Here is a 21,202-nt window from a genome sequence, read left to right on the forward strand (position 1 = left end):
GGGCGTGCCGCTGTGCTATTGCGGCAATGCAGCGGCAGACCTAAGCAGTTGCCTTCTTCGACCAAGGAACCTTGATGCGCGCGCTTCTCTTCGCTTCCTCCGCCTTGTTGCTGCCCGTCGCCGCCCTCGCCCAGACGCCCGCCCAACCCACCGGCAAGCTGCCCGATGCGGCCACGCCGATCGCCTATCGGCTCGATTTCACCATCCTGCCCGAGAAGGATCGCTTCAACGGCCATACCGAGATCGACATCGACCTGAAGGCGCCGGCGCGGACGATCTGGATGCACGGGCGCGACCTCCACGTCGCCAAGACGATCGCGCGGAGCGGCGGCAAGTCGGTGACCGCCACCTTCACCCAGAAGAGCGCCACGGGTCTCGCCCAGCTCGACTTCGGCAAGACGCTGCCCGCCGGCCGTGTGACCCTGGTGTTCGATTATGACGCCGCGTTCGGCACCGGCACGCAAGGGCTCTACCATGTGAAGGTCGACGACGCCTGGTACAGCTGGACCCAGTTCGAATCGATCGAGGCGCGCGCTGCCTTCCCGTCCTTCGACCAGCCCGGCTACAAGACGCCGTTCACCGTCTCGATCACCACCAAGCCCGACTTCACCGCGGTCAGCAACGCACCCGAGGCGAGCAGCCGCAAGGCGGGCGCGCTGGTCCGCCACCAGTTCGCCCCCACCAAGCCGCTGCCGACCTATCTCATCGCACTCGTCACCGGGCCCTTCGCCACCGCCGCCACGATGATCCCGCCGACGCCGCAGCGCAGCACGCCGATGCCGCTGGGCGTGGTCGGCACCAAGCCCAATGCCGGCCAGATGGCCTACGCGCGCGACGAATCGGGCAAGATCGTCTCGCTGCTCGAGAAGTATTTCGGCCAGGCCTTCCCCTTCCCCAAGCTCGACCAGATCGGTTCGCCGATCATGCCGGGCGCGATGGAGAATGCCGGCGCCGACATCTATGGCGACGGCATCCTTTTCCTCGACGAGAAGGCCTCGAGCGAGCGCAAGCAGGCGTTCGGCATGGTCGTCGCGCACGAGTTGGCGCACCAATGGTTCGGCGATCTCGTCACCCCGGCATGGTGGGACGATATCTGGCTGAACGAGAGCTTCGCGAACTGGATGGGCTATCGCATCGGCAATGAGTGGCGCCCGGGCCTCCAGATCGAGCTCAACGCGATCGAGGAAGGCTTCGACGCGATGGACCTCGACGCGCTCGCCGCCGGTCGCCCGATCCACCAGCCGATCCCGAACGACGGCGACATCGACGCGGCATTCGACCAGATCACCTATGGCAAGGGCGGCCAGGTCGTCGCGATGATCGCCGCCTATATGGGCGACGAAGCCTTCCGCGAGGGCGTTCGGCTGCACATGCAGCGCCACGCCTATGGCAACGCCAGCACCGACCAGTTCTTCACCTCGCTCGCCGATGCCGCGCATGATCCGCGTGTGCTCGCCTCGCTCAAGAGCTTCGTCGACCAGCAGGGCGTGCCGCTGGTGACGCTGCATCGCGAGGGCGACGCGCTCACCGCGACCCAGTCGCGCTACGGCTTCTTCGGCGCCAACCTGCCCGCCGAGCAGTGGATCGTGCCGCTGTGCGTGCGCCAGGGCGAGACCAAGAACTGCACGCTGCTCGACAAGCCGAGCATGACCGTCTCCGCCAAGGGCAGCGGCGCGCTGGTGCCCAATGCCGGCGGCTGGGGCTATTATCGCTTCGAGCTCGATCCCGCCGATTGGGACGCGCTGATCGCCGCCGCCCCCACCCTGCCCGCGGCCGAGCTGCTCGCCGTGGACGACAGCGTATGGGCGAGCTTCTATGCCGGCCGCAGCCCGATCGCCCGGCCGATCGCGCTCACCCGGGCCACCGCCACCAATGCCTCGACCAAGATCGTCTTCGACAATGCGCATCGCCTGCGCGACCTCGAGAAGCGCGGGCTGATCACCGCCCAGGCGCTGCCGGCCTATCGCAAGCTGTTCGTCGACCTGTACGGCCCGATGCTGACCAAGATCGGCTTCGATCCGGCGACGGACGCCTATGCCAAGGAAGAGGCCGACCAGCGAGAGTTGCGCAAGGATCTGGTGGGCCTGGTCGCGGTCACCGGCCACGACGCGGCGCTCCGCGCCAAGCTGACGACCGCGTTCGATGCGTTCGTGGGCGGTGACGACAAGGCACTCGACCCGGCCTGGCGCGGGGTTGCGGCGGGCATCGCGCTCAACGAGCGCGGCGTGCCCTTCGCGCAGACGCTGCTCGCCCAGAGCGTCGGCAAGCCGGCGCTGTTCCTGGCCCTCGGCCAGGGCGTGACGGCGTCGAACAATCCGGACATCGCGCGCTGGTTCCTGAACGACTTCCAGGATCCGCGCGTCGATGCCCGCCAGCGGCTGTTCACCGTCGCCGGCTTCCTCCGCTCGCCCTATACCCGCGATCTCGCCAGCGACTTCATGATCGCGCATTTCGACGAGTTCGTGAAGAATGGCGGTGGCGGCGGCGTGTTCTCGGGCCGGGCGGCGCAGATGTTCGGCGCGCTCTGCTCGAACGCACAGGCCGATGCGGTCGACGCCAAGCTGCGCCCGACCACCAAGGGCAGTACGCTCAACCTCGACCGCGCGATCGAGACGATCCGCACCTGCGCCCGCTTCCGCGACGCCAAGGCGGGCGAAGTGAGCGCGGCGATCGCCGCGGGGAAGTAACCTTGACGTGGTGGGGGTGCCGTCGCGCCTCCACCATCCTTCCGACGTAAGCCGGTACCGTCACCAAGGCGCCGAACCCGACCGGCCCGCGAACGCCGTGCGCGTCGCCGACTTGCCAGCGTCATCTTCCGCGCTTAGCGATGGAAGATGACTCAAGCCTCCGATATCGTCGCCGACCTCGATCGGCTCTATCGCGCCTCGGTCGAACGACTGCAGCAGGCGCTCAACCGCTACATCACCGACGGCACCACGCCCGATCCCGAGACGCGGACCGACGGCAGCTTCGCCTATCCCGAACTGCGCGTCACCTATCGCGGCGGCGTCAACAAGCCGATCCCGCGCCGCTCGTTCGGCCGGCTGGTCGAGGCGGGCGATTACCGCATCTCGGTGACGCGCCCGGCGATGTTCGCCGAATATCTGACCGAGCAGCTGACCTTCCTGATCGAGGATTATGACGTCGAGGTGCATGCGGTCACCGGGCGGCAGGAAATTCCCTTCCCCTATGTGCTCGATCCCAACACGATCCTGAGCCTGGACGACGTCTCGGCGACCGAGCTGGGCCGCCATTTCCCGGCGACCGAGCTGTCGCATATCGGCGACGAGATCGCCGACGGCATCTGGGTGAGCCAGGACGAGACGCGGCCGCTGGCGCTGTTCGATGCGCTGCGCACCGATTTCTCGCTGGCGCGGCTCAAGCATTACACCGGCACGCCGGTGGAGCATTTCCAGCAATATATCCTGTTCACCAACTATCACCGCTATGTCGACGAGTTCGTCCGCTGGGCGTGCGCGCAGCTGGGGCCGGACAGCCGCTTCACCGGCGTGTCGGGTGCGGGCGGGATCGTGATCGAGGATGCGGCGGACGCCGACCGACTGGTAAGCGACGGCGCATGGCGGCGGCACCAGATGCCCGCCTATCACCTGATGGCCGAGGGCGGCACGGGGATCACGCTGGTCAATATCGGCGTCGGCCCGTCCAACGCGAAGACGATCACCGATCACCTCGCGGTCATCCGCCCCGAGGCGTGGCTGATGATCGGCCATTGCGGCGGCCTGCGCCCGAGCCAGCGGATCGGCGACTACGTCCTCGCCCATGCCTATCTGCGCGACGACCATATCATGGACGACGTGCTGCCGCCGGAGATCCCGATCCCCGCCATCGCCGAAGTCCAGCAGGCGCTGGCGCGCGCGGCGGAGACGGTCTCGGGCCAGTCGGGCGACGAGCTCAAGCAGCGCTTACGCACCGGCACGATCGTCACCACCGACGACCGCAACTGGGAGCTGCGCTACTCACAGTCGGCGCTGCGCTTCTCGCTGAGCCGCGCGGTGGGCGTCGACATGGAGTCGGCGACGCTGGCGGCGCAAGGCTATCGCTTCCGCGTGCCCTATGGGACGCTGCTCTGCGTCTCGGACAAGCCACTCCACGGCGAGCTCAAGCTGCCCGGCCAGGCCAATCGCTTCTACGAACGCGCGATCGCCGAGCATCTCAAGATCGGCATCGAGGCCTGCGAGGAACTGCGCCGCGAGGGCGCCAAGCTCCACAGCCGCAAGCTGCGCGCGTTCAACGAACCGCCGTTCCGTTGAGGCGAAGCGGTGCCCTGGCTGCAGCCGGGGCACCCTCGATCAGAATACCGTTTCGAGCAGCACCACGCTGGGATCGCCCTCGACCTCGCGGGCGACGAAGCCCATTTCGCGCTCCAGCTCGATCGCGAGATGGTTCTCGCGGCTCTCGATCGACTGGAGCCGCTTCACGCCGCGCGCCTTGGCCTCGGCGGTGATGTAGTTGAGCAGGCTCCAGCCCACCCCCTGCCCCTTGCGGTCGGCGCGGATCGAGATCGCCACTTCGGCGGTCTCCAGCGTGTCGTCGCAGGCGAGCATGCCCGAGCCGACCAGTTCGCCCTCGGCGGTGAACGCCAGATAGCTCTCGGTCTTGTGGTGGTCGACCTCGATCAGCGCCTTGGCCTGGTGGGGCTGGAGGTGCGGGCTGGCGGTGAAGAAGCGGAAGCGGCGATCCTCGCTCGAGACATGGTCGAAAAAGTCTCGGAGGACTGCCTCGTCGTCGGGACGCACGGTGCGCACGTCGATGACGAGCCCGGAGCGGGTCGGCAGCTGGACAGGCTCGGCGTTGGTTGCGGTCATGACGGAATCTCCCGATGTTGCTGGCCTGCCCGTATCATGGCGGGCCGGTTCGGCCATCCGTAAACGCCCGATGGCTGGCAATTTCCGCGAAAAGCCCTATGTGCGCCAACGATCATGGCAACGCGACTCCCCGAAGCCCCCAGGGTGGGCATGGTGTCGCTCGGCTGTCCCAAGAATCTGGTCGACTCCGAGCGTATCCTCACGAAGCTCCGTTCGGACGGCTATGCGCTGTCGCCGGACTATGCCGGCGCGGACGTCGTGCTGGTGAATACCTGCGGCTTCCTCGACAGCGCCAAGGAAGAATCGCTGGAAGCCATCGGCGAGGCGATCGCCGAGAACGGCCGGGTGATCGTCACCGGCTGCATGGGCAAGGAAGCCGAGGTCATCCGCGCCCGCTTCCCCAATGTGCTCGCGGTCACCGGCGCGCATCAATATGAGGAAGTGGTCGGCGCGGTGCATGACGCAGCGCCGATGCCGCCCTCGCCCTTCGTCAACCTGGTGCCGGACAGCGGGCTCAAGCTCACCCCGCGCCACTACAGCTATCTGAAGATCTCGGAAGGCTGCAACCATCGCTGCAGCTTCTGCATCATCCCGTCGCTGCGCGGCGACCTGGTCAGCCGCCGCCCCGACGCGATCCTGCGCGAGGCCGAGAAGCTCGTTGCGGCCGGCACCAAGGAACTGCTGGTCATCAGCCAGGACACCTCGGCCTACGGGATCGACATCCGCAAGGAGCCGCGCGCCTGGAAGGGCCGCGAGGTGGTGCCGCACATGACCGACCTCGCCCGCGAGCTCGGCCAGATCGCACCCTGGGTGCGGCTGCACTATGTCTATCCCTACCCCCATGTCGACCAGGTGATCCCGCTGATGGCGGAGGGGCTGGTGCTCCCCTATCTCGACATCCCGTTCCAGCATGCGGCACCGAACGTGCTGCGCGCGATGAAGCGCCCGGCCAACGAAGCCAAGGTGCTCGAGCGGCTTCGCGGCTGGCGCGAGATCGCCCCGGACATCACCATCCGCTCGACCTTCGTCGTCGGCTTCCCCGGCGAGACCGAGGAAGACTTCCAGTATCTGCTCGACTGGCTGGACGAGGCCCAGCTCGACCGCGTCGGCGCGTTCCGCTTCGAGCCGGTCGAAGGCGCCTCCGCCAATGACCTCCCCGGCGCGGTGCCCGAGGACGTCAAGGAAGAGCGCTACGCCCGGATCATGGAGAAGACCGCTGCGATCAGCGCCGCCAAGCTCCAGGCCAAGATCGGCCGCCAGCTGGAGGTGATCATCGACGCGGTCGACGAGGACGGCGGCGCCACCGGCCGCAGCCAGGCCGACGCGCCGGAGATCGACGGCGAAGTCTTCCTGCGCGACGCGGGGCATCTGGGGCAAGGCGACATCGTGAAGGTCCTGATCGAGGACGCCGACGAGCACGACCTCTACGGCGTCCCGATGGGCTGATCGTCGTTGGCAGGGTGCGCCGGCAGCGCTAAGCCTCCGGGACCATCTCCCGGAGGCCCGATGTTCCGTTCCGCTGTTGCCGCCACCCTGCTGATCGCCACCCCCGCCGCCGCGCAGCAGCTCACGCCCGAGCAGAGCGCCAAGGTCGACACCATCGTCGCGGATGCGCTCAGGAGCAGCGGCGTGCCATCGGCCTCGATCGCGATCGTGCGCGACGGCAAGATCGTCTTCACCAAGGCCTATGGGGACCAAGGCCCCGGCATCGCCAAGGGGCCGGACGTAAACGCCAAGTACCAGATCGCATCCGTCTCCAAGCAGTTCACCGCCGCGGCGATCCTGCTGCTTGAGAACGAAGGCAAGCTCAGCCTCGACGACAAGGTGTCGAAATGGGTGCCGGACGTCACCGACGCCGACAAGATCACCATCCGCCAGCTGCTCAGCCACACCGCTGGCCTGCAGGATTACTGGCCGCAGGACTATAGCTTCAAGGCGATGGAGACGGCGGTGACGCCGCAGCAGATCGTCGATCGCTGGGCCAAGAAGCCGCTGGATTTCACTCCCGGCACCGCATGGCAATATTCGAACACCGGCTATGTCGTCGCGGGCATGATCATCGAGAAGGCGTCGGGCAAGAAGCTGCTCGACTATCTCCAGGCGAAGATCTTCAAGCCGCTGGGCATGCAGGCGATCGATCAGGACAAGGCGGTCGGCAAGGGCTTCCCGCAGGGCACCCATCGCTATGCCCTCGGTCCCGTGCGCCCCGCCAAGCCGGCGGCGGACGGATGGCTCTGGGCGGCGGGCGAGCTGGCGATGAGCGCCGCCGACCTCGCCAAATGGGACATCGCCCGGATCGATCGAAAGCTGCTCACGCCCGAGGATTGGGCGATGCAGGAAACCGAGGTGAAGCTCGCCGACGGCACGCCGACGCGGTACGGCCTGGGCGTGTCGCTGGGCGAGCATGGCGGCAAGAAGGAAGTCTCGCACGGCGGCGAGGCGGTCGGCTTCCTGTCGAGCAACGTCGTGATCCCTGAGGCGCGCTTCGCCGTGGTCTCGCTGGTCAGTGCCGATTTCGGCGGCGCGAACGACGTCATCGCCCAGGGCATCACCGATCTGCTGCTGCCCGTCGCCAAGCCCGCCGCTGCGCTCACCCTGGATCAGCAGCGCGATGCGCTCGCCCGGAAGCTGTTCGACCAGCTCCGCGCCAGCGCCCCCGATCGCAGCCTGATGACCGAGGATGCCAATTACTTCTTCGATGCGACGGTGCTCGGCGACTATCGCGCCAGCCTCGCCCCGCTCGGCGAGCCGCTCGCGTTCGAGCCGATCGGCAAGCCGCGGCTGCGCGGCGGCTTCGTCAACCGCAACTACCGGATCCGCTACAAGGATCGGATGCTCGTCGCGGTGACCTATGCCGAGCCTGGTGCCGACGGCAAGTTCGAGCAGTTCCTGGTGATGCCGCGATGAAAGACGACTCCGAGAACCGCGCCAAGGACCGCGCCGAAGCCGCCAAGGTGCGTAAGCGCTGGATCACGCTGGGCGAGGTGCTGGGGGTCGCCGCGGTGCTGATCTCCGGCCTCACGCTCTGGAACAACTGGAGCGATCGCCGCGAGACCAAGGCCGAGAAGGCGGCGACCGAGCAGCGCGCCTCCGCCAAGGTGGCGAAGCTGGTGCTGGTCGCAGCCGATGGCGGCAAGCAGACGCTGGCGCTGAAGCCTGCCGCTGCCGAGCAATCCGTGCAGAGCCAGACCATCCTGTTCCCGTCCGCGCTGGCCGTCTCGCCCGCCGCCACCACCGGCGAACCGCGCATCGAAGGCGGCTGGTTCGAGCATGCGCTGGTCAAGGCACGCGAGGCCGCCGGGCTGGCCGACAACAGCCGCGGCGACGAGCGGCTGCCGGTGGTGATCGTCACCCAGTACCTTGCCGATGGCGACCCCCACGAGGATGTGGCGCTGTACGATGTCGGCTATACCATCTCGGGCAAGTTCCTCGGCGGGCACAGCGTCACGCTGCGCGGCATCTCGCTGGTGGCGAAGGTGAAGCGCGACCATGCCCAGGCCAGGCTCGACGCGCGGTGGAAGACGCTGCTGCCCCCCGCGAAGTGATCCGGCGCCCCTGGCCAAAAAACCAGGGGGGTCCGGGCTAGGCGCGGGGCGCGCGGCGTCCTAGATCAGGCGCATGACGGATCTCAACACGCTCGTTCAGCCCGACCGCGGCCAGGCCGCTCGCACCATCCACCTGATCGACGCCAAGGGCTATGACGCCTGGCTCGCCGCGCAGCCGCCGCGCCATCGTGCCGCCGCCGCCGCGCAGAAGCTGGCCCCGGTGGGCTATGCGAGCGCGATCCTGCCCGGCGACTCGCCCGAGGACTGGTCGGTCGTCTCGGTGGTCGCCAATGTCGAGAAGCTGTCGCCCTGGTGCCTCGCCAAGCTGGCCGAGACGCTGCCCGAGGGCAGCTACCGCGTCGAGGGGATCGAGCCCGGCAAGGCGATCTATGGCTGGCTCGTCGCCCAGTACAAGTTCGATCGCTACAGGAAGGCCGATCCCAAGGCACAGGGCCCGCGCGTGCTGCTCACCGCCGATCCGGTGAAGATGGAGGAAGCGGTGCGCATGGCCGCCGTTACCTTCAAGCTGCGCGACCGGATCAACACCGGCGCCAACGACATGAGCCCGGCCGATCTCGAAGAGGCCGGTGCCGAACTCGCCAAGGCCTATGGTGCTACCTTCTCGGTGGTGAAGGGCGACGAGCTCCAGCAGGGCTATGGCATGCTGCACGCCGTCGGCCAGGCCGCCGGCAAGGGCCGCGAGCCGCGGCTGATCGAGCTCGAATGGGGCAATCCCGAGCATCCGCGCATCGCGATCATCGGCAAGGGCGTCTGCTTCGACAGCGGCGGGCTCGACATCAAGCCGGCCAGCGGCATGCGGCTGATGAAGAAGGACATGGGTGGTGCTGCCCATGCCTTCGCGCTCGGCGAGCTGGTGATGCAGAACAAGCTGCCGGTGCGGCTGCACCTGCTGGTCCCGGCGGTCGAGAACTCGATCTCGGGCGAGGCGACGCGCCCGGGCGATGTGATGATTTCGCGCAAGGGCATCACCGTCGAGAACAGCAATACCGACGCCGAAGGCCGGCTGATCCTGGGCGACGCGCTCACCAAGGCCGAGGAGAAGGATCCCGAGCTGGTGTTCGACTTCGCGACGCTGACCGGAGCCGCGCGCGTGGCGCTGGGCGCGGACCTGCAGGCACTGTTCGCCAATGACGACACACTGGCGGCCGAGATCCTGGCGGCTGGCGAGGAAGAGAGCGACCCGATCTGGCGGATGCCGCTCTACGATCCGTACAAGGATCTGCTGAAGTCGGACGTGGCGGACATGGTCAACGCGGCCGAGGGTCCGTTCGGCGGCGCGATCACCGCAGCGCTGTTCCTCAAGGAATTCGTGCCGGCCAAGGCCCAATGGGCCCATTTCGACATCTTCTGCTGGAACGGCAGCCCCAAGCCGGGCCGCCCCAAGGGCGCCGAGGCGGTCAGCCTGCGCGCCACCTGGAAGGTGCTCAAGGACCGCTACGGCGGATAAGCGCTTCGGCCGCCGGCGGCATCACGCCGTCGGCGAGCCAGCGCTCGACTTCTTCCTTGTCCATCGGGCGACCGAACAGATAGCCCTGCCCCTGCGCGCAGCCGAGTGACCGAAGCATTTCGGCCGTCTCCAGCGTCTCGATGCCCTCGGCCACCACCGGCAGCTCCAGCGTGCCGGCCAGGCCGAGGATGGCGCGAACGATCCGCAGCTTCTCGGTGCTCTCATTCAGCGAGTCGACGAAGGAACGATCGATCTTGATCTTGTCGAACGGCAGCATGCGGAGATGCTGGATCGAGGCATAGCCGGTGCCGAAATCGTCGAGCGCCAGCTGCACGCCCTGGTTCTTGAGCGACTCGATCGCGTGGTGCGCCTTCGCGGCATCGACGATCAGCGCATTCTCGGTGATCTCGACGGTCAGTCGCTGCGGCGGGAAGCCGGTGCGGGCGAGCACCGACAGGATCTTGTGGCTCAACCAGTCGTCGCGCAGCTGGCCCGGCGAGATGTTGATCGCGATGCTGGCGGGCACTGTCCAGTCGCGCGTCTCCGAACAGGCGCGATCGAGCAGGTCGAGCATCAGCGTATTGAGCAGCCCGCATTCCTCGGCGATCGGGATGAACTGGTCGGGCCCGATCTCGGCATCCTCGCGGCGCCAGCGGGCGAGCAGCTCGAAGCCGGTGACATGGCCGGTGCGCAGATCGATGATCGGCTGGTAACGCGGGTAGAACAGCCCCTGGGTGAGCCCATCGCGCATTTCCGCCTCGATCGTCGAGCGGCGTCGGATCTCGGCGTCCATCTGGCTGGCAAAGGCGCAGTAGCAGCCGCGGCCGGCTTCCTTGGCCTGATAGAGTGCGACATCGGCGCGCCGCATCAGCGTGTCCGCGTCGGAAGCGTCGTCGGGATAGAGCGCGATACCGACGCTGGCGCCGATATGGTGCATGCGCTCGTCGATCAGGAAAGGGCGTGCCACCTCGCGCACGATGGCGTGGGCGACGCTCCGCACCCGGTCAAGGTCGTCGCCGTCGTATGGAAGGGTGATCGCGAACTCGTCGCCGCCCAGTCGGTAGCTGCGGCCGCCCTCCCCCACCACCCAGCTCAGCCGGCCGGCGACGGCACGGAGCAGTTGGTCGCCGATCGGATGGCCATGCACGTCGTTGATCGACTTGAAGCGGTCGAGATCGACCAGCATCAGCCCGAAGCGATGCGGCTCGGCGCTGCGAAGATACTCGGCCAGTGCGCGGCGATTGGGGAGGCCGGTGAGCGGATCGTGATAGGCGAGCTGGTGTGCGCGCTGTTCGGCCAGTCGCGCGCGGCGCTGTCCGGCGGCCATCTCGGCCCGTGAGGCAAGCACGTCGACGAAGCCGGCATGGGTGGCGCCGAACATCCGCAGCACTACCGCCGAGACGAGGATGATGTTGATCCCCAACCCGATCAGGAACCGGTCGCCCGAGGCGATCAGGCACAGGATGACCGGCGAGGCGCCGAAGCCCATCACGAGCCAAGCCGCGACCGGGAAGGTCTGCAGGCAGTAGCAGCAGGTGATTGCCCCGATGAAGATGTAGAGCGCGATGCAGGTGCGTCGCGCAAGGTCCGCCTCGAAGAAGAGCAGCAGCGCCCACCCGCCAAAAGCGAGGCTGAGCAACGCCCCCGCTATGACGGTACCGATCAGATAGCGGCGGATCTTGCGGAGGCTGGGAATGGCGTCGCCACGTCGGGCAACCCACAACAGGCTGCGCGTTGCGGCGGCGATCCCCAGCAGGATCGGCGCGAGGATGCTGAGGCGAGTCGATACCGATCCGTAGGAGGCGAAGCCAAGGAACACCGCGTCGAGAAAGACGAGCGTGTACATCAGCGGGATCTGCTGGCCGAGCACTCGATATTGCTCGGTCAGGATCGCCCGGTCGAGCTTGGTCCTTCCCGATCGTACGAGGTGAATCCGCGGCAGCATGGAGGCCTTGTAGCGCCAGACCCCCGACAACAGGTTAATCCCCTGTCGCTATTTGCGCCGCCGCTTCGATGATCGGCACGAACTTGGCGGCGGTCAGGCTCGCCCCGCCGACCAGCGCGCCATCCACATCGTCGGCCGCCAGGATCGATGCCGCGTTGGCGCCGCTCACCGAGCCGCCATAGAGGATCCGCATCTCGTTGGCCGAAGGCCCGATCATCCCGCGCAGCTTGGCGCGCAGGATCGCATGCATCGTCGCGATCTCGTCCAGCGTCGGCGTCTTGCCGGTGCCGATCGCCCAGCGCGGCTCATAGGCGATGGTCAGCCAGTCGGGTGCGGCGCCGTCGGGCAGCGACTTTTCGATCTGCGACTGGACGATGCGCTCGGCGCGGCCTGCATCGTGCTCCGCTTCGGTCTCGCCGCAGCAGAGGATCACGTTCAGCCCATGGCGACGCGCAGCGGCTGCCTTGGCCCAGGTGTGGTGGCTGGTCTCGGCATGATCGGCGCGGCGCTCGGAATGGCCGACGATCACCACCTTGGCGCCCGCCTCCACCAGCATCGGTGCGGAGATGTCGCCGGTATGGGCGCCCTGATCGCTTTCGTGCACGTCCTGCGCACCGATCGTGAAGTCCGGGGCGATGTCCGCGGCGGCCGCGATCAGCGTGTACGGCACGCAGAGCAGCGCATCGACCTGGGGGTGTGCCCGTGCAGCGGCGGCGATCGCGTCGATCTCGCGCAGATGCGGCCGCATGCCGTGCATCTTCCAGTTTCCGGCGACCAGCTTGCGGCGCATCCATCACTCCCCGAATGTTTCGGCACAGTCGATACCGATTGCGCCGCGCGGCACAAGCTTGAAGGCGCGCGACACCGGCCCTAAAGCGGGCCCAAATTCCTCGAACGAACGGCTCTCCATGCTCAACGCCTTCCGGAACTTCACCAAGTCGCGCTACGGCCTGATCATCGTCTTCATCTTCCTGGGCCTGCTCGCGATCGCCTTTGCGGCAAGTGACGTCACCGGCATGCGCCAGGGGATCACCGGCAGCAGCGGCGCGCTGGCGACGGTGGCCGGCGAGAAGGTGACCGAGCAGCAGGTTCGCGATCGACTGGAGCGCTATGTCCGCAACGCGCAGGCGCAGGGGCAGAACATCACGATGGCACAGGTGCTGGCGCAGGGCGGGTTCGAGGCCGCGCTGAACGATGCCGTCAACACCGCCGCGATGGAAGCATTTGCAAACCAGAACGGCATGGCCGTCGGCAAGAAGCTGATCGATACCGACATCGCCAACAACCCGCAGTTCGCCGGCATGGACGGCAAGTTCAGCCAGCAGACCTTCGAGCAGTTGCTCGCGCAGAACCGGCTCACCCCGGCGGTGTTCCGCGAAGGCATGACCACGCAGCGCTACGCTGCCTGGCTGGTCGGCCCGGTCGCGCTGCGCGCCCCTGCCCCCGCCGGCGTGGTGACCCCTTATGTCGCGACGCTGCTCGAGCGCCGCACCGGTATCGTCGGCTTCGTTCAGTCGCTGGCGATGGACCCGGGCCCCGCGCCCGACGCCACCACGCTCGCCGGCTATTACGCGCAGAACCGCAGCCGCTATCAGGTGCCCGAGCGCCGCATCGTCCGCTATGCGCTTGCCCAGCCCGATGCGCTGAAGGGCCAGGCGACTCCGACCGAGGCCGAGATCGCCGCCGCCTACAAGAAGGATTCCGCCAAGTACGCCGCCAGCGAGAAGCGCGGCGTCGAGCTAGTGCAGGCGATCAGCCAGTCGGTTGCCGCCAAGGTTGCGGCCGCTGCCAAGGGCGGTGACCTCGCCGGTGCCGCCAAGGCCGCTGGTCTCGAGGCTCGTACCATCGACGCCGGCGACAAGGCCGGCCTCGCCAGGCAGGTCTCGGCACCCTTCGCCGACGCCGCCTTCGCCGCTCCGGCGAGCGCGCTGCAGGGCCCCGTCCAGCTCGGCGGCGCCTGGTTCGTCTACCGCGTGAGCAAGGTCGAGAAGATCGCCGCACGCACGCTCGACCAGGTCCGCGCCGAGCTCACCGAGGAAGTCGCCAAGCGCAAGCTCGCCGCGCTGCTCGCCGATTCGCGTCAGGCGATCGAGGATGCCGTGGGTGACGGCGCGACCTTCGACGAAGCCGTCGCCAAGGCCAAGCTGACCACGGTGCGCAGCCCCGCGCTGATCGCCAACGCCACCGATCCCGACAATGCCGCCTACCAGCCCGACGCGACCGTCACGGCGGCGATGAAGGCCGGCTTCGGCTTCGAGCAGGCCGGCGACGAGCCGCAGGTGGTGCCCGTCGGCCCGGACGGCGGTTTCGCGCTGGTCTCGCTCGACAAGATCGTGCCCGCCGCACCGCGGCCGCTCGCCCAGATCACCGACAAGGTGAAGGCCGACTATCTGCTCGACCAGGCACTCGCCAAGGCGCGCACGGCCGCCACCGCGATGCTGCCCAAGCTGCAGAAGGGCGTGCCGATGGCGCAGGCGCTCGCAGAGGCTGGTGCGACCAAGGGTGCCCCGCCCAAGCCGTTCGACTTCAAGCGCAGCGAGCTGCGCGGCAAGGAGAATTTCATTCAGATGGCGTTCGACATGCCGGCCAAGACCGCGCGTCTCGTCGAGGCGCCGAACCGCGCCGGCTATTACGTCGTCTATGTCGACACGATCCAGCCGGGGTCCATCGCGGGCGACCCGCAGGGCCCGCAGATGCTGCAGTCGATCACCCAGGCGCTGGGCCAGGTGGGCGCGCAGGAATATGAGAGCCAGTTCGCCGCCTCTCTGGTGAGCGCGCTCAAGGTCCGCCGCAACGAAGCCGCGATCGCCCGCCTCCGCGCCGATCTGCAGCGCAACGGCGGCCAGTGATCCAGGGCATCGACGCCGCCCGTGCCGCGCTCGCCGCCGGCCGGCCCGCCTTGGTCTGGCGCCGACAGGTCGCCGATACCGAGACACCGGTCGCGGCCGCGCTCAAGCTGATCGAGCCGGGTCGGGGCGACTTCCTGCTGGAGTCGGTCGAGGGCGGGTCGGTCCGCGGCCGGCACAGCCTGATCGGGCTCGCGCCCGACCTGGTGTTCCGCGCGACCGGCACCACGGCCGAGATCAACCGGCACTGGCTCACCGACCGCAACGGGTTCGATCCGCTGTCGGACGACCCGCTCACCGCCCTGCGCACGCTGGTCGCCGATTGCCGGATGGACGTGCCGGCCGAGCTGCCGCGCGCGCTCGCCTGCCTCGTCGGTTATTTCAGCTACGAAACGGTCGGGCTGGTCGAGAAGCTTCCCCGCCCGCCGCAGAGCCCGGTCGGCGTGCCGGACATGATCTTCGTGCGCCCGACGGTGCTGCTGGTCTTCGATCGGCTGGCGGACACGCTGTTCTTCGTCGCGCCCGTCTGGCCCGGCGCCGATCCGGCAGTCGCAGCCGAGCGCATCGATGCCGTCGCCGCGCAGCTCGCCAGCGCGCCACTGCCGGCACCCGTTCGCGCCCACCCGCTGCCGATCGTGCCGACCCCGGTGCTGCCGGAAGGCCGCTATGGCGCAATGGTCGCCGCGGCGAAGGAGTATATCGCGGCAGGCGACATCTTCCAGGTGGTGCTGGCCCAGCGCTTCACCGCACCCTTCCCGCTGCCGCCGTTCGAGCTCTACCGCGCGCTGCGGCGGATCAACCCCTCGCCCTTCCTCTACCATCTCGACCTGCCGGGCTTCGCGCTCACCGGGTCGAGCCCGGAAATCCTGGTCCGCGCCCGCGACGGCGAAATCACCATCCGCCCGATCGCCGGCACCCGCCCGCGCGGCCGCACCGCCGCCGAGGACGAGGCCAACCGCGCCTCGCTGCTCGCCGATCCGAAGGAGCGCGCCGAGCATCTGATGCTGCTCGATCTCGGCCGCAACGATGTCGGCCGCGCCGCTGCGCCCGGCACGGTCAAGGTGACGGACAGCTATACGGTCGAGTTCTACAGCCATGTGATGCACATCGTGTCAAACGTGGTGGGCAGGCTGCGCAAGGACGCCGATGCGATCGACGCGCTATTCGCCGGCTTCCCGGCGGGAACCGTGAGCGGCGCTCCGAAGGTGCGCGCCTGCGAGATCATCGCCGAGCTGGAGGCGGAGACGCGTGGGCCCTATGCGGGCGGCGTCGGCTATTTCTCGCCCGACGGCTCGATGGATTCGTGCATCGTGCTCCGCACCGCGCTGGTGAAGGACGGAGTGATGCACGTGCAGGCGGGCGCCGGCATCGTCGCCGACTCCGATCCGGCCTATGAGCAGCGCGAATGCGAGGCCAAGTCCGGGGCATTGTTCGCCGCCGCGCGCGAGGCGATCGCGCGGGCCGGCGAGGCGGGCTTCGGCCAATAGGCCGGACCCCGCCTGACCTCCGCGGCTAATCACCACAATCGTCATCCCGGCGGAAGCCGGGATCCAGTCGCCTCTCGGCTGCAGCAGGAGCCGAAACGGAGGCATCAATGGATCCCGGCGTTCGCCGGGATGACGGCTTGTGAAGAGCAATCAGGGCGCCCGATCAGGGCACGCGCGAGCCCTTCACTTCGCGGTCGAGCTTCTCCTGATACCATTGCTGCAGCGCCTGGCGGCTGCAGCCCGTCTGGCCGCCGGTGCCGATGGCAGAGCAGCTGTTGGGAAGTCCCGCGCGGTTGACTTCTTCCACCACTTCCATGCGACGGGACCAGCTGGTCGAGGGTGCATCTTCCTTGGGCTGGTCGCGGAAGCGCTTGGGGATGCGATAGGGCGAGTCGCCGGCATTCGAGCAGACGACGATCTCGTCGGGGTTGGCCGGCTTGGGGCAGCTCTCCTCCCCATAGAGCAGGATGCTGCGCACCCGCTTGGGCGGGCCGTCCTGCGCCGTCTGGTCCTGGGTCTGGGCATACGCCGGTGCGGCGAGCAGGGCGGTGGCAAGCATCAAACGGGCAAGCATGGGGGATACTCCTGGAAGGTGACACAACGTCCCTGCCGCGCCAGCGGTGCCGCCGCACTGTGGCACCCGCAAGGCCGGATTGTGTAAGCGCGCGGGAGCGCCTAGGTCTGCGCCCATGATCCTCGTGCTCGACAATTACGATAGCTTCACCTGGAACCTCGTCCATTATCTGATGGAATTGGGTGTCGAGGTGCAGGTGGTGCGCAACGACGCGCTGACCGCGAGCGAAGCGATCGCCAGCAATGCGCAGGGCTTCCTCATATCGCCGGGCCCGTGCACGCCCAATGATGCCGGGATCAGCCTCGATCTGGTTGCGGCCTGCGCCGATCTGGGCAAGCCGCTGCTCGGCGTATGCCTGGGGCACCAGGCGATCGGCCAGCATTTCGGCGGCAGCGTCGTGCGCGGCGGGCTGATGCACGGCAAGACTTCGCCGGTCCGCCATGACGGCACCGGCCTGTTCAGCGACCTGCCCTCGCCCTTCACGGCCACGCGCTACCACTCGCTGATCGTCACCGACATTCCCGACAGTCTGGTGGTCAACGCCACCGCCGAGGACGGATCGGTGATGGGCTTCCGCCATGCGTCGCTGCCGATCCACAGCGTGCAGTTCCATCCCGAAAGCATCGCTACCGAGCACGGCCACGCGATGCTCGCCAATTTCCTGCGGCTGGCCGGCATCGAGGCGACTGCCACCGCCTGACCTGCTTCAGCCTCGGTTCATCGCAGTCGTGCCAGGAGAAACGCCATGAAACCGATCCTCGCAACCCTGCTCGCCGGTGCCGCGCTGCTCGCGGCGCCCGTCGCCAACGCCCGCCACCGCGATACGCCGGAACAGCAGCTCGCCAAGCTGCTCGCCGGCCGAGTCGCGGGCAAGCCAGTCGATTGCATCAGTCTGGTCCGCACCGGCTCCAGCCAGATCATCGACGGCAAGGCGATCGTCTACACCGTCGGCAACACGCTCTACGTCAACCAGCCGCGCGGCGGTGCCGAGCAGCTCGACGACAACTCGATCCTGGTGACCAACACCTTCGGATCGCAGCTGTGCAGCATCGATACGGTGCGGCTGATCGACCGCAATTCCTTCTTCCCTCGCGGCTTCGTCTCGCTCGGCGAGTTCGTGCCCTACACCAAGCCGAAGAAGAGCAACTAAGCCCCCCAAGCAGGATTTGCTCGACAGGCTGGCCGCGCCCCGGAATAGAGGCGGCGTGACCAGCCTGAGCCTGCTTCCCGATCCGTCCTCCCCGCTCGCCCGCGAAACTGCGGCGCAGGCGTTCGCCGACATTCTCGACGGCACCGCGCCCGAGGCGGAGATCGAGGCCTTCCTCATCGCGCTTTCCGTGCGCGGCGAGACCAGCATCGAGATCGCCGAGGCCGCGCGCGCGCTGCGCAACCGGCTGATCCCCGTGACGGCGCCCGAGGGGGCGATCGACGTATGCGGCACCGGCGGCGACGGGCACCACACGCTCAACGTCTCCACCGCCGTCAGCCTGGTCGTGGCTGCGGCCGGGGTGCCGGTGGCCAAGCACGGCAACCGCGCCGCCTCGTCCAAGGCGGGTGCCGCGGATACGCTGGAGGCGCTGGGGTTGAACCTCGACCGCGCCGCGGCGCGCGCTGAGGAAAGCCTGAACGAAATCGGCATCGCCTTCCTGTTCGCCCAGCACCACCACCCCTCGCTGGGCCGCATCGCGCCGATCCGGCGACGGATCGGACGGCGGACGATCTTTAATTTGATGGGTCCGCTGGCGAACCCCGCGCATGTCCGGCACCAGCTGATCGGCATTGCCCGACCCGATTACGTGCCCGTCTATGCCGAGGCGCTGGAACAGCTCGGCGTCGAAGCGGCGGCAATCGTGTCCGGCGAAGATGCGCTGGACGAGCTGTCGACCGAAGCCGCGAGCGTCGTCGTCAATGTCGGCCGCGCCAAGCTGCCCACGCGGATCACCCCCGAGGACGCCGGCCTGCCCCGCCATCCGCTTTCCGCCATTCGCGGCGGCGATCCCGAATACAACGCCCTTGCCCTCCGCCGTCTGCTCCAGGGCGAGCATGGCGCCTATCGCGACGCGGTGCTGCTCAACGCGGCCGCGGCACTGATGGTCGCGGGCCGCGCCGACGACCTACGGGACGGGGTGGAGGAAGCCGCCGAGATGCTCGACAACGGGCTTGCCAACGCCCTGCTCGACTGCTGGATCGCCTTCGCATGAGCACGATTCTCGATACGATCATCGCCACCAAGCGCACCGAAGTCGCCGCCCGCAAGGCAAGCCCCCGCGCTTGGCCGACGCCCAGCGCGCCGCGCGGCTTCAAGGCGGCGCTCGACGCACGCGCTGCGGCCGGCGGCTATGGCCTGATCGCCGAGATCAAGAAGGCCAGCCCGTCCAAGGGCCTGATCCGCGCCGATTTCGATCCACCCGCTCATGCTCGCGCCTATGCAGCGGGCGGCGCGGCCTGCCTCTCGGTGCTCACCGACCACGACTATTTCCAGGGGCACGAAGACTACCTGATCGCCGCCCGCGCCGCCTGCGACCTGCCGGTGATCCGCAAGGACTTCCTGATTGACCCCTGGCAGGTCGAGGAATCGCGCGGGATCGGCGCCGACGCGATCCTGATCATCGTCTCGGCGCTCGACGACGGCCAGATGGCCGAGATCGAGGTCGCCGCGATTGAACAGGGCATGGATGCACTGGTCGAGGTGCACGACGCCGAGGAACTGGAGCGCGCGCTCAAGCTCAAGTCGCGGCTGATCGGGGTGAACAACCGCAATCTCAAGACCTTCGAAGTCAACGTGCAGAACACGTACGACCTCGTGCGCCATGCCCCGAAGGATTGCACCTTCGTGGCGGAGTCCGGCCTGAACACCCGCGCCGACCTCGACGCGATGGCCGAGCACGACATACGCTGCTTCCTGATCGGCGAGTCGCTGATGCGGCAGGCCGATGTCGAGGCGGCAACGCGGGCGCTGGTCGAATGAGCGGGCTCACCCATCTCGACGAAAGCGGCGCGGCGCACATGGTCGATGTCGGCGGCAAGGCGGTCACCGCGCGCGAGGCGGTGGCGCGCGGCCGGATCACCATGTCGGCGGAGGCCGCCGCGGCGATCCGCGACGGCAGTGTGAAGAAGGGCGACGTGCTCGCCACCGCGCGCATCGCCGGCATCATGGCGGCGAAGAAGACCTCCGAGCTGATCCCGCTCTGCCACCCCCTGCCCCTCACCCGCGTCGCGATCGACCTCGATCTCGACGAGACCGGCGTAACCGCCACCGCAACCGCCGCGACCGAGGGCAAGACGGGCGTGGAGATGGAAGCGCTCACCGCCGTCTCGGTGACACTGCTCACGCTCTACGACATGGCCAAGGCGCTGGATAAGGGCATGGTGCTCGGCGACATCCGCCTGCTGACCAAGACCGGCGGCAAGTCCGGCGACTGGCGCGCGGAAGGCTGAGACGCGGGCGGCAAAGAATCCCTTAGCCGCCCCAAACCGATCCTCCATTGCCCCGCAGCGGCCACCGGGCCATGTGCGGCACCATGGCAACGCTTCTCGACCCCAACTCCCGCGGCCGCGTGATCCTCGTCGGCGCGGGTCCCGGCGACCCCGGCCTGCTCACCGTTCGTGCCGTCGAGGCGCTGAAGATCTGCGATGTGCTCGTCCATGACGGGCTGGTCGACGATCGCGTGCTCGATCTCGCCCCCCAGGCACACCGCATCTCGGTCGCCAAGCGCCGCTCGAAGCACACGCTTCCCCAGGAATCGATCAACGCGCTGATCGTCGCGCATGTGAAGACCGGCGCGGTCGTCGTCCGGCTCAAGGGCGGCGACCCGTTCATCTTCGGCCGTGGCGGCGAGGAAGTGGAGGCCGTGTGCGAAGCCGGGCTGCCGGTGGAAGTGATCCCCGGCGTCTCCGCAGCACTTGGTGCCGCCGCCGAGGCAATGCTGCCGCTCACCCATCGCGACTGGTCGAGCGCGGTCAGCTTCGTCGCCGGCCAGTGCAAGGGGCTGACCGACCAGAACTGGTCGGGCCTCGCCGGCAAGGGCCGCACGCTGGTGATCTATATGGGCGTCGCCACCGCCTCGGCGATCGCCGACAAGCTGATGGCCGACGGCGTTGCGCCCGACATGCCGGTCGCGGTGCTGGAGCGTGCCACGCTGGAGGGCCACCGCGCGATCCGCACCCTGCTCGCCGATCTCGGCCCGATGGTCGAGCGCGAGAATGTGCAGAGCCCCGCGATCATCGTCGTCGGCGAGGTGACATTGCTCGCCGACGCCGAGGACAAGCTCGCCCGCTGGGCGCGCACTGCCGAGACTCTGGGGGAAGACCAGGCATGAAGCTGCTGACGGGCAACGATCTTTCGACCGGCGACGTGGTCTGGTGGACCGGCGAAAGCTGGTCGCGCCACCTCGCCGAAGCCGTCGACGTGGGCGACAAGGGCGACGTGCTCGCCGCGACCGAGGAGGCCGCGCGCCGGGTCAACGTGCCCTATGTGATCGATGCGGAGGCGGCCCCCGAAGGCCCCCGCC

At 68.2% G+C, this 21,202-nt stretch carries 19 protein-coding genes; 15 read left to right on the top strand and 4 right to left on the bottom strand.

Annotation, left to right across the window (positions count from 1 at the left end; translation table 11 throughout):
• Nucleotides 1-74: 74 nt before the first annotated feature.
• Nucleotides 75-2,687, top strand: coding sequence for a M1 family metallopeptidase (locus CA234_RS19685; protein ID WP_126002557.1), 2,613 nt, complete (start codon nucleotides 75-77; stop codon nucleotides 2,685-2,687).
• Nucleotides 2,688-2,834: 147 nt separating this feature from the next.
• On the top strand, nucleotides 2,835-4,271 hold the full coding sequence (locus CA234_RS19690; RefSeq protein ID WP_125976181.1) for an AMP nucleosidase: 1,437 nt from the start codon (nucleotides 2,835-2,837) through the stop codon (nucleotides 4,269-4,271).
• 39 nt (nucleotides 4,272-4,310) lie between these two features.
• Here the strand turns inward: CA234_RS19690 and CA234_RS19695 are convergent, their stop codons facing one another.
• Complete coding sequence (locus tag CA234_RS19695) at nucleotides 4,311-4,826, bottom strand: GNAT family N-acetyltransferase (RefSeq protein WP_126002558.1); 516 nt, start codon at nucleotides 4,824-4,826, stop codon at nucleotides 4,311-4,313.
• Nucleotides 4,827-4,940: 114 nt separating this feature from the next.
• Between CA234_RS19695 and rimO the strand changes: the two genes are divergently transcribed.
• From rimO to CA234_RS19715, 4 genes are all read left to right on the top strand, one after another.
• Nucleotides 4,941-6,272, top strand: coding sequence for a 30S ribosomal protein S12 methylthiotransferase RimO (gene rimO, locus CA234_RS19700; protein ID WP_126002559.1), 1,332 nt, complete (start codon nucleotides 4,941-4,943; stop codon nucleotides 6,270-6,272).
• 60 nt (nucleotides 6,273-6,332) lie between these two features.
• Nucleotides 6,333-7,733, top strand: a complete 1,401-nt coding sequence (locus CA234_RS19705) for a serine hydrolase domain-containing protein (RefSeq protein WP_125976175.1) — start codon at nucleotides 6,333-6,335, stop codon at nucleotides 7,731-7,733.
• On the top strand, nucleotides 7,730-8,371 hold the full coding sequence (locus CA234_RS19710; protein WP_125976173.1) for a hypothetical protein: 642 nt from the start codon (nucleotides 7,730-7,732) through the stop codon (nucleotides 8,369-8,371). Before CA234_RS19705 ends, CA234_RS19710 begins: the two co-directional genes overlap by 4 nt.
• 73 nt (nucleotides 8,372-8,444) lie before the next feature.
• Nucleotides 8,445-9,839, top strand: coding sequence for a leucyl aminopeptidase family protein (locus CA234_RS19715; protein ID WP_126002560.1), 1,395 nt, complete (start codon nucleotides 8,445-8,447; stop codon nucleotides 9,837-9,839).
• Here the strand turns inward: CA234_RS19715 and CA234_RS19720 are convergent.
• Together CA234_RS19720 and tpiA are read right to left on the bottom strand one after the other, a co-directional pair.
• Entirely contained in the window at nucleotides 9,817-11,814 is a 1,998-nt protein-coding gene (locus tag CA234_RS19720) for an EAL domain-containing protein (protein WP_241213593.1), read from the bottom strand. The genes CA234_RS19715 and CA234_RS19720 overlap by 23 nt on opposite strands.
• A gap of 4 nt (nucleotides 11,815-11,818) precedes the next feature.
• A complete protein-coding gene (tpiA, locus tag CA234_RS19725; RefSeq protein WP_126002561.1) occupies nucleotides 11,819-12,574 on the bottom strand; it encodes a triose-phosphate isomerase in 756 nt (251 codons plus the stop codon).
• Between the two features lie 118 nt (nucleotides 12,575-12,692).
• Between tpiA and CA234_RS19730 the strand changes: the two genes are divergently transcribed.
• Together CA234_RS19730 and CA234_RS19735 are read left to right on the top strand one after the other, a co-directional pair.
• Entirely contained in the window at nucleotides 12,693-14,633 is a 1,941-nt protein-coding gene (locus tag CA234_RS19730) for a peptidylprolyl isomerase (protein WP_126002562.1), read from the top strand.
• The gene (locus CA234_RS19735; protein WP_125976165.1) at nucleotides 14,630-16,117 is read left to right on the top strand and encodes a chorismate-binding protein; all 1,488 of its coding nucleotides are present in this window, start codon (nucleotides 14,630-14,632) and stop codon (nucleotides 16,115-16,117) included. Before CA234_RS19730 ends, CA234_RS19735 begins: the two co-directional genes overlap by 4 nt.
• 163 nt (nucleotides 16,118-16,280) lie before the next feature.
• Here CA234_RS19735 and CA234_RS19740 read toward each other — a convergent pair whose 3' ends face one another.
• On the bottom strand, nucleotides 16,281-16,691 hold the full coding sequence (locus CA234_RS19740) for a hypothetical protein (protein ID WP_241213594.1): 411 nt from the start codon (nucleotides 16,689-16,691) through the stop codon (nucleotides 16,281-16,283).
• Nucleotides 16,692-16,806: 115 nt separating this feature from the next.
• Between CA234_RS19740 and CA234_RS19745 the strand changes: the two genes are divergently transcribed.
• From CA234_RS19745 to CA234_RS19775, 7 genes are all read left to right on the top strand, one after another.
• Nucleotides 16,807-17,391: an aminodeoxychorismate/anthranilate synthase component II gene (locus CA234_RS19745; RefSeq protein ID WP_126002563.1), complete on the top strand. Its 585-nt coding sequence runs from the start codon at nucleotides 16,807-16,809 to the stop codon at nucleotides 17,389-17,391.
• 45 nt (nucleotides 17,392-17,436) lie between these two features.
• Nucleotides 17,437-17,841 (top strand): hypothetical protein, encoded by a 405-nt coding sequence (locus tag CA234_RS19750; protein ID WP_126002564.1) that lies wholly within the window; start codon nucleotides 17,437-17,439, stop codon nucleotides 17,839-17,841.
• Between the two features lie 55 nt (nucleotides 17,842-17,896).
• Nucleotides 17,897-18,892 carry an anthranilate phosphoribosyltransferase gene (trpD, locus tag CA234_RS19755; protein ID WP_126002565.1) on the top strand — a complete coding sequence of 332 codons (996 nt, stop codon included), beginning with the start codon at nucleotides 17,897-17,899 and terminating at the stop codon, nucleotides 18,890-18,892.
• Nucleotides 18,889-19,659: an indole-3-glycerol phosphate synthase TrpC gene (gene trpC / locus CA234_RS19760; protein ID WP_126002566.1), complete on the top strand. Its 771-nt coding sequence runs from the start codon at nucleotides 18,889-18,891 to the stop codon at nucleotides 19,657-19,659. The genes trpD and trpC overlap by 4 nt, the downstream gene beginning before the upstream one ends.
• Nucleotides 19,656-20,129 (top strand): cyclic pyranopterin monophosphate synthase MoaC, encoded by a 474-nt coding sequence (gene moaC / locus CA234_RS19765; protein WP_125976156.1) that lies wholly within the window; start codon nucleotides 19,656-19,658, stop codon nucleotides 20,127-20,129. The genes trpC and moaC overlap by 4 nt, the downstream gene beginning before the upstream one ends.
• A gap of 83 nt (nucleotides 20,130-20,212) precedes the next feature.
• The gene (gene cobA / locus CA234_RS19770) at nucleotides 20,213-21,010 is read left to right on the top strand and encodes a uroporphyrinogen-III C-methyltransferase (RefSeq protein ID WP_125976154.1); all 798 of its coding nucleotides are present in this window, start codon (nucleotides 20,213-20,215) and stop codon (nucleotides 21,008-21,010) included.
• The coding region (locus CA234_RS19775) for a DUF2849 domain-containing protein (protein WP_126002567.1) at nucleotides 21,007-21,202 on the top strand (196 nt) is incomplete at its 3' end. The genes cobA and CA234_RS19775, both read left to right, overlap by 4 nt.

Origin of the sequence: Sphingomonas sp. ABOLE (genome assembly GCF_003950455.1) — a bacterium.
GTDB classification, from domain to species: domain Bacteria; phylum Pseudomonadota; class Alphaproteobacteria; order Sphingomonadales; family Sphingomonadaceae; genus Sphingomonas; species Sphingomonas trueperi.